Source organism: Corallococcus sp. CA047B, assembly GCF_003612065.1.
GTDB classification, from domain to species: Bacteria; Myxococcota; Myxococcia; order Myxococcales; family Myxococcaceae; genus Corallococcus; species Corallococcus praedator.
In genome coordinates, this window is sequence record NZ_RAWD01000095.1 from 1 (window position 1) to 17962 (window position 17962).

At 66.6% G+C, this 17962-nt stretch carries 10 protein-coding genes; 5 read left to right on the forward strand and 5 right to left on the reverse strand.

What is annotated here, in order from left to right:
* A partial coding sequence (locus D7X74_RS16780) for a TfuA-like protein (RefSeq protein ID WP_255424425.1) occupies positions 1-693 on the reverse strand: 693 nt, incomplete at its 3' end.
* Between the two features lie 76 nt (positions 694-769).
* Between D7X74_RS16780 and D7X74_RS16785 the strand changes: the two genes are divergently transcribed.
* The 3 genes from D7X74_RS16785 (at position 770) to mrpC (ending at position 4214) form a co-directional block, all read left to right on the forward strand.
* A complete protein-coding gene (locus D7X74_RS16785; protein WP_120533983.1) occupies positions 770-1744 on the forward strand; it encodes a sensor histidine kinase KdpD in 975 nt (324 codons plus the stop codon).
* Between the two features lie 7 nt (positions 1745-1751).
* Positions 1752-3206, forward strand: coding sequence for a sigma-54 dependent transcriptional regulator (locus D7X74_RS16790; RefSeq protein ID WP_120533984.1), 1455 nt, complete (start codon positions 1752-1754; stop codon positions 3204-3206).
* Positions 3207-3467: 261 nt separating this feature from the next.
* Positions 3468-4214, forward strand: a complete 747-nt coding sequence (mrpC, locus tag D7X74_RS16795; protein WP_014395195.1) for a Crp/Fnr family transcriptional regulator MrpC — start codon at positions 3468-3470, stop codon at positions 4212-4214.
* Between the two features lie 86 nt (positions 4215-4300).
* Here the strand turns inward: mrpC and D7X74_RS16800 are convergent, their stop codons facing one another.
* The 4 genes from D7X74_RS16800 to D7X74_RS16815 form a co-directional block, all read right to left on the reverse strand.
* Positions 4301-5203 (reverse strand): hypothetical protein, encoded by a 903-nt coding sequence (locus tag D7X74_RS16800; RefSeq protein WP_120533985.1) that lies wholly within the window; start codon positions 5201-5203, stop codon positions 4301-4303.
* Positions 5204-5284: 81 nt separating this feature from the next.
* Positions 5285-8359, reverse strand: a complete 3075-nt coding sequence (locus tag D7X74_RS16805; RefSeq protein ID WP_120533986.1) for a DEAD/DEAH box helicase — start codon at positions 8357-8359, stop codon at positions 5285-5287.
* 71 nt (positions 8360-8430) lie between these two features.
* Positions 8431-11331 (reverse strand): carbohydrate binding domain-containing protein, encoded by a 2901-nt coding sequence (locus D7X74_RS16810; RefSeq protein ID WP_233602131.1) that lies wholly within the window; start codon positions 11329-11331, stop codon positions 8431-8433.
* A gap of 220 nt (positions 11332-11551) precedes the next feature.
* Positions 11552-13282 carry a DUF4215 domain-containing protein gene (locus tag D7X74_RS16815; protein ID WP_120533988.1) on the reverse strand — a complete coding sequence of 577 codons (1731 nt, stop codon included), beginning with the start codon at positions 13280-13282 and terminating at the stop codon, positions 11552-11554.
* A 214-nt stretch (positions 13283-13496) separates the two neighbouring features.
* Between D7X74_RS16815 and D7X74_RS16820 the strand changes: the two genes are divergently transcribed.
* Positions 13497-15419, forward strand: a complete 1923-nt coding sequence (locus D7X74_RS16820; RefSeq protein WP_120533989.1) for a DNA mismatch repair protein MutS — start codon at positions 13497-13499, stop codon at positions 15417-15419.
* Between the two features lie 42 nt (positions 15420-15461).
* On the forward strand, positions 15462-17930 hold the full coding sequence (locus tag D7X74_RS16825; protein WP_120533998.1) for an SIR2 family protein: 2469 nt from the start codon (positions 15462-15464) through the stop codon (positions 17928-17930).
* Positions 17931-17962: the final 32 nt, after the last annotated feature.

A 17962-nucleotide genomic window follows, 5' to 3' on the forward strand; every position in this document is an offset into this window, starting at 1 on the left:
GCTGCCGCCTCCGAACACCGCGACGCCCGCCTCCATCGCCGCGAGCAGCTCGTGGTGCCACACCGACGGCTGCGCCTCGAAGACGCCGTCCACCAGCACCAGTGCCCGGGGCTTGAGCGACAGCGCCGCCAGCGCGAGGAACACGTTGAGCCCGGCTGCCAGCGTCGCGGACGCGGACAGGCCGATGAGCGGCACCAGCCGCGTGCCCGCGACGTAGACGCCCACCGCCGCGCCCAGGCTGTTGATGGCATACAGCCGCGCCAGCTCCTTGCGCACCCCCGCGAGGCTCGCGGCGAAGTGACGCACCAGCGCCGGCAGCGTGCCGCCCATGAGCAGCGTGGGCACCACCAGCGACAGCGCGGACACCATCAGCCGAGGCCCCACCCGCAGGTGCTCCGGGACATGGGGCGCCACCGACAGCCACACGTGCTCCAGCGCGCCCAGCACGTACGGGAACGCCAGGGCGTACAGACCCACGCCCAGCTCCAGCAGGCCGTACAGCGCCAGCGGGTTCTTCACCCGGTCCGCTGTCCGCCCGAAGACAAATGCCCCCAGCGCCAGTCCCCCCATGAACGTGGCCAGCACCACGGCATGCGCCTGACCACTGTTGCCCAGGACGTTTCCCAGGTACTTGGACCACACCAGTTCGTAGACGAGCGCGGTCGCCCCGGACAGGAACAGGAGCGCGGCCACAAGGTTCTTCGGAGGACGTGGTGTGTGGGTCATAGGGACAGCGCGCGACGTTAACCGGTATGTTTCAGGCCCACCAATGAATGCCCAACTCCTGCAAGCCGCACAGCTCGCCTGGTCTCCCAATCTCCGGGTGACCCGCGCGGAGGGTGACTGCGCCACGGTGCTGCGTCGCCCGGCCTCCACGCTGGTCGGCAGCTCACTGCACTCGGTCCTTGGCGTCACGCAGGAGCGCGCCCGCGAACTGGACGCGCGCGCCCGCGAGGACCGCCGCGCCGTGGAGTTCGTCTCCACGTCCCCCGGCGGCCCGCCCGCGACCTACCTGCGCCTCGTGCTGGGGATGGACGGCGAGGAGGCCTCCTGTGGCCTGCTCGACCTGGGCGCCGTGCTGGAGGGCGCACCTCCGGTGCAGATCTCCCGGCTGTCATCCTCGCTCAGCCATGAGATCCGCAACCCGCTGTCGTCGGTGAAGATGGCGGTGCAGACGCTCGCCCGGAACACCGGCCTGTCGGACCGGGACAAGCGGCGGCTCACCATCGCCAACCGGGAGATCCGCACCATGGAGCGCATGCTCTGGCTGCTCTCCGAGTACGGCCGGGAGGGCGCCGCGAACCTGGACTCCCACCCGCTGCGCTCGGTCGTCCAGGAGGCGACCGCCATGGTGGCCCCTGAACTGGCCGAGCGCCGCATCGAGGTGGACGTGAGGGAAGAGGCGGACCTGCCCCGCGTGCGGGTGGATCCCAACCGGTTGAGGCCCGTGCTCGCCCAGGTCCTGCTCAACGTGGCCATGGGCCTGCCCGAGGAGGGCCGCGTCCAGGTGACGCTGCGTCAGGCCGCCCCGGGCCAGGTGAGCCTCATCCTGGATGACCCGGCGGCCGCCCTGCCCCCCGAGGAGAAGGGCACGCTGTTCGACCCGTTCGGCTCCCGGCTGGCGCGGGGAGCGGGCCTGTCCCTGGCCGCCCTGCGGCGGGTGATGACGGGCGTGGGTGGAGAGGTGGCGGCCGAGGGAAGCGCAGAACCGGGGATGGTGTTCACGCTGACGTTCGCTGCCTGAGAGCCCCATGGAGACCCTCCTCATCGTCGACGACGACGTGTCGCTGCTCGAAACCCTCACGATGCACTTCGAGGACATCGAGCAGGACGGGCAGCCGCGCTACCAGGTGTTCACCGCCACGAGCGCCGCCGCGGGCCTCAAGGCGGCCCAGGAGAACATGCCCAGCGTGGTCATCCTGGACATGATGCTCCCGGACCGCACGGGCCTGGAGATCATCGAGGAGATGAAGGGCCTGTGCGGCGACGCGCGCATCATCCTCGTCACCGCGTACCACGACATGGAGACGACCATCCGGGCCATGAAGGCCGGTGCGTTCGACTACATCCACAAGCCCTTCCCCGACCCGGCCGCCCTGGACCTCGTCGTGGAGCGCGCGCTGGAGTACCGCCAGCTGTCGCGCCGCGCGGATGAGGTCCACCGCGACAACGCCGTCGTCCGCCTGGGCGACATCGTGGGCACCAGCGTGTCCATGCAGCAGCTGGTGAAGGAGATTGGCAAGGTCACCGGCAGCGCCGCCACCGTCCTCATCACCGGAGAGAGCGGCACGGGCAAGGAGCTCATCGCCCGCGTCATCCACAACTACTCCTACGACGAGGCGCGGCCCTTCATCGGCATCAACTGCTCCGCCATCGTGGACACGCTGCTGGAGAGCGAGCTGTTCGGCCACGAGAAGGGCGCCTTCACCGGCGCCGTCTCCACCAAGCCCGGCAAGTTCGAGCTGGCCGAGGACGGCACCGTCTTCCTGGATGAGATTGGCGACATGTCGCTGATGCTCCAGGCGAAGCTGCTGCGCGTCCTGCAGGAGCGCGAGTTCGAGCGCGTGGGTGGCGTCAAGCGCGTGAAGCTGCGCGCGCGCGTCATCGCCGCCACCCATCGCACCCTCTCCGACGAGGTGGCCCAGGGCCGCTTCCGCGAGGACCTCTACCAGCGCCTCAAGGTCATCACCCTCTTCATCCCGCCCCTGCGCGAGCGCCGCGAGGACATCCCGCTGCTCGTGACGCACATGCTGGAGCGCATCAACGAGAAGGTGCACAAGCGCGTCACCCGCGTGCCCCAGGAGGTGATGGAGCGCCTCACGCTCCTGCCCTGGCGCGGCAACGTGCGCGAATTGGAGAACGTCCTCACCCGCGCCGTGGTGCTCGCCCCCGGCGACGTGCTGCGCGGCGATGACCTGCCCGCCCTGGAAGCCCTGCCGGGCCCCGACGCTCCCCGCGCCCCCGGCACCGCGGGAGGCATGTTCGCCGCCCCCGCCGTGGACGATGTGAGCCTCATCCCCACCCTGGAAGAGGCCGAACGGCAGCTCATCGCCCGGGCCATGGCCGTCACCAAGGGCCACAAGGGACGGACGTGTCAGATTCTGGGAATCAGCCGTCCGACCCTTGAACGAAAGCTTCAAAAGTTCGGTCTTGCACAGGGACAGGGTCCACAGGTGCACCCTTACCCGGTGAAGGATGCTTCCTGACACTGTCCCTGGCCCGACAGTCCCCGGGCCCCCTTTAACGTTTCGTTCAAATTGATCAGACTGTTTGAACGTTTTGTTTCAGGTTTCGGACACAGTGGGGGGGCTGGAACTTTGCCGTAGCGCTAAGTACCCGCCATTCCTGGAACTGTTCCCCTGGGAATACTTGAAGTGCCCATGGCACGGCTCTTGGAAAGAGCAAGGTCAGCTCGCCGCAGACAAGCCAGCCAACCTTCCGCTTCCTTCGCTTCCCAGGAGAATCCCATGCACGGTTTCAATCGCCCCCTCGGCCCTATCGGTTCCAACGTCGTGGCGCCCCTGCAGGCGACCAGCTCCGGGATGATGGTGACGGCGAACAAGCTGGTGCCCGGCCAGGAGGCCATCGACTTCAAGGGGTACTTCAAGGTCGAGTCCTTCCCGCACAACTCGACCATCTACCGCCCCGGCGACACGTCGGACCGCGTGTACCTGCTGAAGTCCGGCCGCGTGCGCCTGATGCGCATTGGCAAGAACAGCACCCGCTCCGTGGTGTCCATCCTGCGCCCGGGCGACCTGTTCGGCGAGCTGTTCCGCCCCGAGGGGACGCCCATCGAGGAGATGGCCGTGGCCGCGGGCGAGGCCGAGGTGTGGAGCATCGAGGGCCGTGACTTCCGCGCCCAGTTGGAGGCCCGTCCGGCCCTGGCGGTGGACGTGGTGCGCGCCTACGCGGACCGCGTTCGCTCGCTGCGCAAGCGCGTGCTCGGCCTGACCTTCAAGGAAGTGCCGGCCCGTCTGGCGGACACCCTCCTGACGCTGGTGGAAGCCCACGGCGAGCGCTGCCCGCACGGCGGCGAGACGGACCTGCGCGGCATCACCCAGCAGGACCTGGCGGACCTGGTGGGCGCCTCGCGCTCCTTCGTGTCCACGCTGATCAACGAGATGAAGCGCGAGGGCGTGCTCGGCAACGTCGGCCGCATCCTCTGCGTGCGTGACCAGAAGGCCCTGCGCAAGCTGGCCTCCAAGGAGAAGTAGGCCGCGCGCCCCTTCACCGGGGCCATGACGTCCAACGGGCCTGACCGCGACTCACCCTCGCGGCCGGGCCCGTGGTGTTTTCAAACCTAGAACACGAAGCCCACGCCGAACTCCGGACCGAAGAGCCTGTCACGCATGCCGACGCTCACGGACGGATCCAGGTAGAGGCCGCGGACGCCCCCGCGCAGCATGAAGCCGCCCAGGTGCAGCGCCAGGCCGGAGCGCACGTCCACCTGCCGGTAGGGAAACGGCGTCACCTGCATGCGCGCCTCCACGTCCAGCGGCCCCAGGACACACGCCTCCAGGGACATGCCCAGGCTGGGCCCCACGTAGAGGCCCTGGGGCGCGTCCGCGGTGGAGACGCCCAGCTCGGCGCGCACGCGCAAGGACTCGTGCACGACGGGCGAATAGGTGACGTGGAGTTCCCCCAGGGTGCGCTCGCTGCGCGAATCCGTGCCGGCCCGCGCCAGGTCCAGCCGGGTGACGCGCAGGTCCGCGCCAAAGCGGTGGACGTCCCACCCCAGGGAGAAGTCCATGCCCGGACCGCCCTGGAGCGGCGCCACCAGCACGCCCGTGCGGAAGGAGAACGGCGCCGCGTGCCGCCCCGAGCCCGGCAACGGGGGCGGCGCCGCCGGGTCGTCAGGCTGGAAGGCGCGGTGGGTGCCGGTGGTGACGATGACCTCACCCAGGCCCCGGAGCACCAGTTCGAAGACGGCGCCGACGATGACCGCCGCGACGTCGTTCGACGCGCTGGAGCTGCAACAGTCGTCCGACGAGGACACCGTCTTCGGGGCCGCCATGGCCCGGTTCTCGTTCTCCTCATCCGACTTCGCGGCCTTCTTGCCGTCGTCGTCGATGGCGGAGGCCTGGTGGACGGGCTTCGAGTCCTCCGAGGAATCGGAGCGCTTGCCGAAGCGGGCTTCAGCGGGTGGCGCAGCGAGGAGGCCCGTGAGCAGCCCCCCGCACAGCATGACCTTGGGCAACGACATGGGGTGACCCTGTCCGTGAAGGAAAGGCCCGGCCTGTCCCCCCCTCACGCGCGCATTCAAATCCCGGCGACACACGGAAAGTCAATGCACGCGCCCCTGAAACGCTTCGTCCAACACCCGGAAGACTCCCGCTTCGCTCCAGCGCTTCCGGTCGCCGATGACGTAGAGCTGCTCCCGTGCGCGTGTCACCGTGGCGTTGAGCAGGTCCAACTGGCGTGCGGCCCAATCCCTCTCCTTCCGCTGTGCCTCGGAGGAAGCGCCCAGCACGAACACCACGGCTTCGGCGTCGCGCGTCGGGAGTGCCTGGACGACGCCCACCCGCGACCGGACCCAGGCCTCGGGGTCCTCCACCCATCCGCGCAGAAGCCCGCTCTGGAGCACGAGACGCCGCAGGTGCTCCGCCACGGCTTCGAAGGGCGTGACGATGAGGACATCCGGTTCGACCCGGGCCTCGGCCAGGCGGCGCAACAACTCCAGGACGCGTTCGTCTTCCGAGTCCTCGGGCACATCGAGCCACGCCGACGGCCCCAGCACCTCCCGGATGCGTGAAGACGCGGGGGCCTTCGCGTGAACCATCAGGCCGCTGTACGCGAGCGTGTTCGAGACGCTGAACATCGGCTCCGCGCACCGCCTGTGGACCCACAGGGGGATGCCGAACGTCCGGCTTCCCGCGGGTCTCCCATTGCCGAGGACATACCGAGACGCCGCGTTCGCGAGCGTCTGCACCGAGGCCTCGGGAGCATTGAAGCGCTGGGGATCGATTTCCCGAGCCGCACAGACAGCCGAGGTCAGGGCGTCAGGCAGTGGAACGACGGGGCGGAGCTGCTGCGAATCCCCCACCACCACCGCACGGCGTGTCCGCAGCAGGGCGCCCACCGCCTCCTGGGGAGCCGCCTGTCCCGCGTCCTCCACCAGAAGCCAACCCAGCGACTCCGGCGGCAGGCCCCGGAACAGCCGGCCCACCGACGCGAACGTCGTCGACACCACGGGTGCGACGAGGAACAGCGAGGACCAGAGCTGGGGCAGCAGGGCCGCGTGCTCCGCGGGCAATCCCTCTCTCAATGCGAATCGGAGCGCACGCAGGCTGTCCCGGAGGGGTTTGGCCACGACGGCGTTGAACGCCTGATGGAGCGCCACGGCGGCGACGAACACCGCGTCCCGGGGGCCCTGCTCCGTGGGGTCCAGCCAGGGCGTGGCTTGCTGGACCGCGTCGTGGCCCTGCTCGAAGAAGGCCTCGTCCACGAACCGGCGGCCCAGCCGCTGGCGATCCGCACGGACCTGCTCCTGTGCTTGCGCGAGCCGGACGCGCAAGGTCGCGAGCCCTCGCACGGCCTCATCGCGGTTGCTGGAAGCCGCCGCCAGCGTGTTCTCGCTCGCCGTGAGGTGCGGCTGCGCGCCCAACACATCCCGGGACGCCTTCTGGTGGGCCTGTTCCAACCGGGCGAGCGCGGCCTCCCAGTCACGCAGCCGTTGGGGCTGAAGCATGCGCTGCATCGCCGAAGGCCTGGCGGCGTCATGCTCCGCGAGCTTCTCCTCCGCGACGGCCAGGGCCTCACGCGCCACCGACGCACGGGTGCGAGCCTGCTCCCGCGCGGCCTCCGCGTCGTTGAACTCGGACTCCGCGCGGCGGGTATTGCTCTCCTGAAAAGCAACGTCGTGGTCCAGCTTCTCCGCGGCGTGAAAGCGTTTCCGGACCTCCTCCCGGTCCTGGAGGAGGTCACGGCTCTCCCGAAGCGCCTGGAGGAAGGCGGCGCGGGCTGTCTGCCATTGCTGCCGTGCCTCCTCGGGACTGGGGGGCGGAGCTTCGAGCGTGACAAGAGGCGTCGTGTCTCCCAGGGCAGCGGCAGCCAGCCTCCAGGGTGAGTCGTTCCGCGAGCCCTCGTCAGGCGCCGACGCGCCCAGGTTCGAGGCCACGGCCTTCAAGACCGGCAGCGCGGCACCGAAGTCCGTCGCGGGGTTGGGGGAAACCCACAGCATCTCGAAGCCGCGCAGGCTGCCATCCAGGGTCCAAAGCTCCGGCCCCTCGGAAGCCGAACCCAGCCGCGCACCCGTGGCGGTGAAGGCGGACGCGGGGTCGTCGAAACAAGCCATGGCCTCCGCGCGGGAGCAGAGGAGCGCGGCCACCACATCCTGGAGCACGGCGGTTCCTCCCGTCCCCGGGAGGGCATTGACTCCGGTCACCCCTCCCAGGTCCCCAGCGAGGGTGGCGATGTTCACCGCCGCCTGCTCCATGAGCACGAGCGGCTCACGGCCGTCTTCCGGCCAGCGTGCCGGAGGCGTCCGCCCTGGAGCGAGGACGCCATCGAAGACATCGGAGTCCAGGAGGTGCTTCGTCCGGGAGTCCGGAGGAAGGTCCCGCAGGTAATACAGGCTGCGGTGGTCGTTCCGGACGAGGCCCGTCTGGTGTTCGGACTGGAGGCCCCGCAGGTAGATGAGCAATTGTTGCGAAGCCACCTGCCCTCCCAGCCGTATCCGCGCCTGGATGAGGTCCGCGAGGAAGGGACTGTTGAGGGGCAGGGGCTCGGAACTCCGGAGCGCGAACGCCGGAGCCCTCACCAGCTCCGGTGGAAACCCCAGCGTCCGCACCAGCCAGTCAAACGCCTCTGTCAGGGATTGCCCATCGACGGGCAGAGGTTCGCCCCCGGCTCCCGTCCGTCTCAGCCGGGCACCGAGTTCTTCCGCCAGCGTCGGATCCACCGTGCTCCACGAAGCCAGCGTCGCCCACTCGCCGCGCAGGGCCAGGGGCAACCCCCAGGCATGGCTCGACACGGCCGCGAAGCCTCCGTCCCTCGGACGGCCTGTTTCATCCAGGAAGACCACCGCCAGGGGGGCCTCGCCCCGGACGGGCAGACCGTCGATGCGCGCATCCGCATGACGCGCCAGGAGCTGTGCCGCCGCGGCCTCCAGCGTCACCGTGCCCAGGACGACCTGATAGCCCGAGCGCGAACGCACCGCCCCCTGACTGTCCCAGGGAAGCCGCTCCGACCCGAGCGACACAAGGGTCCCCGCATCCCCGAACGCCAGCTCCTCGGGGCGTTGGAACGCAGGAGGGGAAAGCACCTCGAGGGCCGTCCAGACATCGAGGACGCGCTCGGGTGTCGTGTCGGGGACCGCCGCGGGCGCCCCCTGCTTCCGGAGGGGAGGAATGGAAGGCATGCGATGGACCCCATTGAACGTCCAGGGACGCAGGGGCTGTCAACCCATGCGTCCCCGGACAACCGCGTGCGTCAGGGCTTCAGGTAGGGCCCATCCACGCCAATCTTGCCGGGCGCGGCGTTACCCGGCAGGTCCAGCACGTACACGCGCAGGTTGCCCTTGCCGGACACCGTCGCGGTCAGCGAGCCGCCCGTCACCGTGCGCACATCGCCGGTGATGGCGTCCTTGTACGTGCCATTGGGAATGCCGCTGAACGTGGCCCCGCCGGACACCGTCACCAGCACGAAGCTGTCCACCCCCTTGGCCGCGTCGGTGAAGCGGCGCTTGAAGGCCATGCTCCCGGAGATGCCATCGGTGGAGTACTGACCCTTCTGGAGCGCGGGGATGCGGCGGCGGAGCTGATTGAGCCGCTGCACGTGCTTCACCAGGGGCTTGCTCAGCGTCGTGGCCACCGCGCCAGAAGCGCTGCCCACCACGCCGAAGTCGCTCGCGGTGACGCTGCCCTCCAGGTTCGCGCCGTAGTAGGCGCGGCCGGTGGTGGCCAGCGCGCACGTAGGTCCGCAGTCGATGGGCTTGCCCGCCTGGAATTCAATCTCCGACCCGTAATACAGCGTGGGGATGCCCCGGAAGGTCCACATCAGGCTCATGTTCTCCGCCCAGGCGTCGGTGCCCCCGGCGTAGCGCGTGGACGACTTGTTGGGACCGTAGTCGTGCGAATCGACATACACGACGTTGTAGGTGGCGTCGTTGTAGCTGTCGTCGGAGTCCTTGCCGTTCCAGAAGGCGTTGCTCGCCTCCCCGAAGTTCATGTGCATGCGCATGTCGATGACGCTCATGCCGGAGAACTGGCTGGAGTCCGGCGCGTGCCACGCATTGCCCTGGAGGAAGGCGTTGGTGGACGTGGGCTGGTTGGCCGTGCCCTGCGTCTGCTCGTAGTTGTACTGCTCCAGCGCCGCCGCCACGTCGTCACTGCTGTACGTGCGGCGCTCCTTCCAGGTGAAGAACTGCGCGGAGTGGTTGGGCGAGCCCCGGTTCCACTTGTCGTTCACGAACGAGCCCACCTCACCGAACATGAAGAAGTCGCGGCCCTTGGCGCCGAACTTCGACTCCGCGTAGGCGTGCGCGGCGGGCAGGAAGCGCCGGTTCCACGTCACGCGGGGGATGTGCACCGCCGTGTCCACGCGGAAGCCGTCCACGCCCCGGTCGATGAAGCGGTTGTGCACGTCGATGAGGAACGCCTGGACGGTGGCGTTCTCCGTGTTGAAGTCCGCCAGGTCCTCGTGGATCCAGCAACTGCGCGAGTCCTCTCCTTCCCAGTTTCCAATCCAGCACTGGTGGAAGAGGCTAGCGGGGAACATGCCGGAGGTGGGGTTGGGCCACTGGCAGTTGTAGATGCGGTAGCCCTCCTGGCTCGTGGAGGACGTGGGGACACCCCAGTTGCGGCACGTGTTGCCCGCGGGCTCCGACGTCGACCACAGATCGCCGTTGTAATAGGACTTGCCCGACGTGGGCTCCACCGTGAGGCCGTCGTAGACGAAGCCAGACGCGGGCGCGTCGTAGTACCAGCTCCACTGGGTGTCGCGGACGCCATACACCTTCGCGGAGAACAGGCCCTTGGCGCCCCAGCGGCTGGAGTGGTTGTAGACGACGTCCTGGATGATCTTCAGGCCCTTGGTGTGGGCCGCGTTGATGAGGTCCTGGTAGGAGGCGCCGCTGGACTCCAGGCGCGGATCCACGCGGTAGAAATCCCAGCCGTGATAGCCGTGGTAGTCATAGTCGGAGCGGTTGAGCACCACGGGGGTGATCCAGATGGCGGAGAAGCCCAGCGCCTTGATGTAGTCGAGCTTCTGGATGAGCCCCTTGAAGTCACCCCGGAACATCGGGTCGTTGTTCGCCGCGTTGCCGGACTTCGTGTGCATGCTGCCGCCACGGTTGTTGCTGGCGTCGCCGTCGTAGAAGCGCGCCGTCATCACGAAGTAGATGGAGTCCTCGCGGATGTCGCCGCCCAGGGGCGTACCCGCCGGTGGCGGCGGAGGCGTGGAGCCTGTCGTCGCGGAGGCCGCGCTGCTCCACGCGGACGTGTTGCTTGCCGCATCGAAGGCCCTCACGGCGTAGCTGTACGTCGTCTGGGCCGTCAGCCCGCTGTCGGTGTAGCTCGTGCCGCTGGGGAAGACCGTCGTGACATTCCCCGCGCTGGTGCGGGTGAGCGTGTAGCCGGTGACGCCCCGGTCGTCGGTGGACGCATTCCAGGTGACGGTGATGGTCGTGCCAGAGGCGGTCGCCGTGACGCCCGAAGGCACGGAGGGTGCCGTCGTGTCCGGAGGCAACGCCACACACGGGGAGGCGGCATTGGCGGTGACGACCCCGTCCTTCACCGTGATGCGCCCCGTGCCCAGGGTGTAGTCCGCGCCGTTGTTGTTGTCCCAGGTGCTGCCATTGTTGAAGTCCGCCTTCATCCCGGTGGCGGCCCCCAGGGACACGGTCTTCTTCACCCAGTCCGTGCAGGCCGTCTCGTTCATGGCGACGCCGGGCGGGGTCGTCCATGTGCCGCCCGTGGGCGCGTAGTGGAGGTTGACCGCGCTCCAGCCTCGCGTGCGCGTGTAATAGAAGACCTCCGCGCTGTTCGTGCCCGTGGAGGTGCAGGGATTGCCGGCGCTCGCCAGCAGCTGGCCGTTCTTCACCTGGTGCGTGCCGGACGTAGGCACGCTGTAGTTGCCGGTGGAGGTGGCCGCGTTGTCCCAGCGGTTCTGCCCGTCGTTGAAGACCGCCTGGAAGGTGCTCGCCGTGCCGGTGGTGACGGTGGCCGTCACCCAGCCGGTACAGGCCGCGGACATGGATGCCCCTGGCACCGTCGTCCAAGCGCCCCCCGCGTCGTGGTGGAGATACGCCGTGCTCCAGGCCTTGTAGGGCGTGTAGTAATAGACAGTCGCGGTGCCAGCGAAGGCCGCCTGCGACCACAAGAGCAGCGCCATCCACGCACCGCGTCTCCAGCCAGTCATTGCCATGGGTTCCGTCCCTCCCCACGCGCCGGGAGGACGCGTGAGACAACGAAACACCTTATCAGCAATAACCCGGTATTCTTGAACATCCCGGACAAGCTACCCAGGTCCACACGAGCCACGGAGCGGCCCTGTGCCACCCCAGGAGGCACCGCGCCGGAGCCTGGATGCTCCGGCGCGGCATGCTCACGCCTCAGTCAGCTTCAAGCGTGCAGGTGGCGCTGCACCCGTCCTGCCCCTGGGTGTTGCCGTCATCGCACTGCTCGCCCTCGTCCACGACATGATTGCCGCAGAGGGGCGCGCATTCGGTATGGCGTGAGGGAAACAAGAAGCCGTCGAGCGTCAGCCTGTAGGAGGAGCCGGTGGTGTGTCGCTCGGCCTGGAACACCACGACCTCGTAGATGCGACCGAGCACAAGGCCGAGCACGCTGGCTCGATCCGCCACGTTGACGGTGCCCGAGGTAGCGCCATGGACTCCGCCCAGGTCCAGCACGAGGCGGCCGTTGATGAACACCCAGACATCGTCATCGCCGGTGAAGGTGAGCACCTCGTTGCCACGGTATTCAAACCAGTGGCGCGTCTCGCTGGTGAAGCTGAAGTTGCGGGGCACGCTGGGGGAGCCGGAATCCGCACGGAGGGGCTCATCCCCGGAGGCCACCCAGCCCGCGTCGTCCAGCGGGAAGAAGGTCGGGGCCTCGAACTTGTACGAGAAACCCGACCCACGCGCGAGCCCCAGGACCCCGACGACGGCCTTGTTCACGCCCGGCACGTCCCGATACCACTGGTCGAAGGCCGCCCGACCATGCGTGGTGATGGAGCTCACGCCTTCCTTCGCGTAGACGGGCTTGCCCTGGGCACCCAGCGTGGTGGCCACGATGCCCGTCTCCGAGCCGGTCTTGTTCTCGAAGTCGATGTGGCCCCGCGGCAGGCCCCTGGAGGCTGGCAGGTCATCCCCCCGGAAGTCGCGGTAGACGATGGGCAGGGACAGCTGGTTCGGCGGGGGCGACTCGACGATGACGCAGGCGAACCCCGGCTCGAACTGGCAGGTCGGTGAGCAGCCGTCGTGGGCGCGCGTGTTGCCGTCGTCGCACTGCGCGGTCGTGCCGCCGTTCAGCAAGAGGCCGTCGCCACAGACGTCCTCACAGATGCCGTTGGAGCACTCAGGCTCGCGCGTACACAGGGGCGTGCAGCCGTCGCCAAGGTCGTTGTTGCCGTCGTCGCACTGCTCGGTGCCTTCAGCCTTCTTGTCGCCACACAGGGTCGCGACGCAGGGCTCGCCGACGACGGGGCACTTGTACCCCGGCTCCAGGCGGCACGAGGCGTCGCAGCCATCGTTGCTGGCACCGTTGCCATCCTCGCACTGTTCATCGCCAGCGAGGATGGCGTCACCACATCGCGCGGCGCCGCAGGAGCGACCGGGCGCCGGGCACTCCCACCCGGGCTCCACGGCGCAACCGGCGGAGCAACCATCGCCAGCCGCCGTGTTGCCGTCATCGCAGGACTCGGTGGCTTCCTCTTCGCCATTGCCGCACACCGGAATCCGGACGCACGGCTGACCTTCCTGCTCGCATGTCCACCCGGGCTCAATCGCAGCACAGGTCGCGGAACAACCGTCGCCGCCGACCGTATTGCGGTCGTCGCACGCCTCCGTTGCCTGCTTGAGCCCATCACCACAACGCGCGGTTCCGGCGTCGGCTTCCGTCCCCGCGTCGGTGCCCGCATCCGTCCCCGCGTCGGCTTCCGTCCCCGCGTCGGTGCCCGCATCCGTCCCTGCGTCGGTGCCCGGGTCGGTCCCCGAATCCGTGCCGCTGTCCGCGGTGGAGGCATCCTGCTGGCCTGGCGACGGTCCACCGTCCGGGTTGGACGGCTCATCCTTTCCACAGGCGGACAACAGGAGAGACACAGACACGAGCAGGACGCTCATGAGTCGGAGGGGCGCGCCATGGCTAGATAGAGACATAGACGGAGGTTTTGACCCGGCTCCCCCAAGCGAGTCAATTGCCCCGCCCACCCGCGACCAATCCATCTCATCTGGAATGCGACGCGTGACGCCCCCTCCATGACCGACGCGGGACGGCGCCGCCTCCCAGGAGCACCGCCCATCCCCGTTCGACGCCACGCGATTCCAACGGGAAGGAATGTTGTCGGTCCGCACCGGAAACGCGGGGGATGCGTTGTGCGCTTGCCCTGGGGCGGGGGGCCGCTCAGCATGCGCGGCCATCGTGCCCGCCCCTACCGAGTCCCCGAGTCCCCACCGCACGTACACCGACCGTCGCGCCGCCGCCCAGGCGGACCTGACGGTGTTGGACCGCATCAGCGCGAGGTACGCCAACCTGCGCACCGTGGCCTTCGTGGTGGCCGCGGGCATCGCGGTGCTCACGCTCCTGGGCCGGCTGCCCAAGCCCTGGTGGTGGGCGGCGGCGGGCGCCCTCGCCGTCTACGGCCTGCTGGCGGTGCTGCACCACCAGGTGTTCCTCAAGGAGCAGCGGGCCCGGCTCTTCGTGCTCCTCAACGATCGGGGGCTGGCGCGGCTGGAGGGCGGCTGGCACGCCTTCACGGACACCGGGGAGCGGTTCCTGTCCGCCACCCACCTGTACGCCACGGACCTGGATGTCTTTGGCCAGGGCAGCCTCTTCCAGCTCATCAACGAGACGGCGACCCGCGCGGGCGAGGAGCGGCTGGCTGCGTGGCTGGCTGCTCCCGCATCCGCCGACACGGTGGTGACCCGGCAGGGCGCTGCCCGGGAGCTGGCCCCGCTGGTGGACTTCCGCCAGGAGCTCTGCGTGGACGCCCGCGTGGTGGCGAAGGAGAAGGCGGACCCGGAGCTGTTCATCCAGTGGGCGGAGTCCGGCCCGTCGCTGGACGCCATCCGCTGGTCGCGGCCCCTGGCGGTGGCGCTGCCCCTGATGACGCTCACCCTGTTCATCCTGGGCACGGTGGGGGTGATTCCAGACAGCCTCGTGTGGATTGGACTGTTCGCGCAGTTGGGCATCGCGGTGGCCACGCGCGCCACGCTCAAGCGGATGGACGAGGCCGTGGAGCGCGGCGAGCGCGGCTTCGTGCGCTACGCGGCCCTCTTCGAGCGCGCGGAGAAGCAGTCCTTCCAGCACCCCCGCCTGAAAGAGCTCCAGTCCGGCTTGAACCCGGGCAAGGGCCCGCCCGTGTCGGCCCTCTTCCAGCGCTTCAGCCGGCTGTACTCGCTCATCGAGTTCAAGCGGCACCAGTTCCACGCCGTGGTGCACTGGCTCACGCTCTGGGACATCCACGCCCTCTTCGCGCTGGAGAACTGGCGCGCCGCGCACGGCCGCGACGTGCGCCAGTGGTTCGAGGGCCTGGCGGAGCTGGAGGCCCTCTGCTGCCTGGGCGGACTCGCCCACGACCGGCCCGCCTTCACGTGGCCGGAGCTGGAGTCGCAGGGCCCGCGCGTGGAGGCCACCGCGCTGGGGCACCCGCTCCTGGACGCGCCGGTGGCCAACGACGTGTCGCTGCCCGGCCCCCGGCACGCGCTGATCATCACCGGCTCCAACATGAGCGGCAAGACGACGCTGATGCGCGCGCTGGGCGCCAACGTGGTGCTGGCCCTGGCCGGCGCGCCGGTGTGCGCGGCCACGCTGCGCCTGTCACCGCTGCAGGTGCTCACCAGCATGCGCGTGAAGGACTCGCTGGAGCGCGGCGTGTCGTACTTCTACGCGGAGGTGCAGCGGCTGAAGATGGTGCTGGACGCGGCCCAGGCCGCGCACGGCCAAGCCTTGTTCCTGCTGGACGAAATCCTGTTGGGCACCAACACCCGCGAGCGCCAGATTGCCTCGCGCGAGGTGCTGCGGCTGCTGCTCGCCGCCGGCACCTGCGGCGCGGTGACGACGCACGACCTGTCCATGACGGTGCTGGCGGAGGAGAAGGACGCGCACGTGGTCAACGTGCACTTCCGCGACCACCTGGAGGACGGGAAGATGGTGTTCGACTACCGGCTGCGGCAGGGGGTGGTGGACACCACCAACGCGCTGCGGGTGCTGCGCCTGGCGGGCGTCCCGGTGCACGACCCGGACGCCCCGGCCTCCTGACCTCAAATCGTCAATAACTCAACACTTACCTCAGGACTCACGATGTCCTCGAAAACCCAGACTCTGTCCCTTGAAGAGGCCACATTCGAAATCCATCAAGCCTGCATTGCAGCTATTGAGCGACGCGAGTCTTCGCCATTCTTCTTCATAACAGGCGCTGGCGTTTCGTACCCCCCGATCCCTCTAGCAGGCCATATCATTGAGCATTGCAAGGAAAAGGCACAGAGACATCCCGCCCTCTCCAAACCACAGAGCGGGACAACTCTCAATGAGTACTCCCACTGGTTTTCGCTGGCCTATCCTCAGCCGCACCACAGGAAGCAGTACTTCGAGAAACTAATATCTGGCAATTACATTTCACCGGCCAACTTCCGCTTGGCGCACCTTTTACTCAACGAAGATCCAGACAAGCGGCTCACCAATCTTGTTTTCACTCTCAACTTCGACGACTTCCTCACACGCGCACTAACAACTTTTGGAAAGAACCACGTGGTGTGCGACCACCCACAAACCACAGCAAGAATCGATCTAACCGATGGAAATACACCTCAGATCGTCCACGTCCACGGTTCTTACAATTTTTATGACTGCCGAAACCTCGCCAACGAAATTGCAAACGCGGCCGAACTCTCACTGACGTCCCAAAGCATGCCATCGCTACTGGATGCCGCCCTAAGAAACCGGGCCCCTCTCGTCATTGGCTACTCCGGATGGGAGGGAGACATCGTAATGTCAGCACTAAAACGACGCTTGGCGGGACAGACACTGCCATTTAATATTTATTGGTTCTGCTACATCCCAGGCAGCCTCGACACACTTCCTACCTGGCTCAAAGACCACGAAAATGTTCGATTCGTAATCAACACAGCCGAACAAACACAATCGAGCGCAAGCACCCAGACCGAGGCCTCGGGACCTATTGCATCAGCAGGAAGTATCCTCACATCAAACTCCATCAGCAAGAATTCCCTACCAGCCCATGCTGTCTTCGAGGCCCTTAGCAGACAATTCTCCATTCCAGCCCCAAGCATTTCCCAGGACCCCCTGGAGTTTTTCGCAAGCCAGATGGAGAAAACCCTCCCCCAAGACGACCCATTTTCAGAAATCGAGGACATCTATCAATTCAGATCTGTTGTCAGAACGATTCGTGCGGCACGTTCCTCCAGCACCGACCGACCCAAAGAAGAAATCACGAGCACACTTGAAGACGTCAGGAACGCCATCCGATCTTCGCAGTTCGAATCCGCAATCCGGATCGCCGGAAACGCCCCTCACCACATCTCCCCAGAGCAGCGATCAGAGTTAATATCACTCCTATTCAGCGCCGCCACAAGCCTCGAGAACACTCCCAACACAGAAACACTTGCCTACGATGCAATTCTCAAAATCCATCCCCCCGCCAACGCCCCTGACGCGGACGCCATATCAGCAGCTCACGCCCGCGCGTTAACATCCAAAGCAGAAATCGACTACGATCAAAAGAGATTCGATAACGCCCTAACCACGACAGATGAGTGCATCTCCAGATTCATGAACAGCGCAATCCCCGCGACCAGAGACCAACTCCTTGGCGCCCTAACATTAAAAGGAGCAGCACTGCATTCAATCGGCAAAACCGGCGACGCACTGAAAACCTTTGAAACAGCAATAACTCTACAAGGCCCATTCTCACAAAACCCAGCCGAAGACGCAATCAAACGAGTGCCGGCCATCCTCGGCTACGCAGAACTGCTAGCCGTTTCAGACAAAACAGAATCCGCAATCGCAACGATAGACGGGATATTCAAAATAAACACGGCCCCTCTACCCGCCGAACTTGGAGCACAAGCGAAGGTCCTCAAGGCCAACTTCCTTTATAGGTCGGGCCAGCACGAGGCCGCAGAAAAAATAAACACAGAAGTCACCACCACCCAAAACAAGGACCACAATCAAGAACTAGCCTACTGGATTCGAGCGGCAAAATACAATCAGGCAGTGCGCGCTCGAGAGTCCGGAATGAATATCGAAGCCGCCTCCCTGTTCCAGTCTATCAAACAAGAACTCCAGGACACCGCATCCCCACGCACCAGAACGATTCTTCATCGAACCATACTCAACCAGAGCATAATCAACGTAAACCTGGAACTCTTTACGAATGCCCTCTCCAACTGTGATGAGCTAATTTTCCTTTTGCCGAACCGAGATCCAGAGCATCAAGTCTTCTGGGAGACGGCCTTATATGTTCGCGGCGTCAGCCTCTTCGGACTCAGCAGAACCCAGGAATCCATATCGTCCTTCGAGACACTGATTAAGCTATACGGGGGCTCTCAAGAGTCAGATGCCAAGCGTCGCGTCGCCAGATCATATCTATTCCTATGCGATGGATATGCCTCCCTGAATCAAAAAGAGGTGGCACGCGACTGGCTCACGAGAGCTACTGCCTATATCGAAGAGAACTTCCCTGATGGGGGGAATGGCCTCAGCGACTTGGTCAACAAGGCACAGACTTCGATTAATGGACCGAGCAGATAATTTACAATACATAGCAGGTAGCTAGTGCTTTG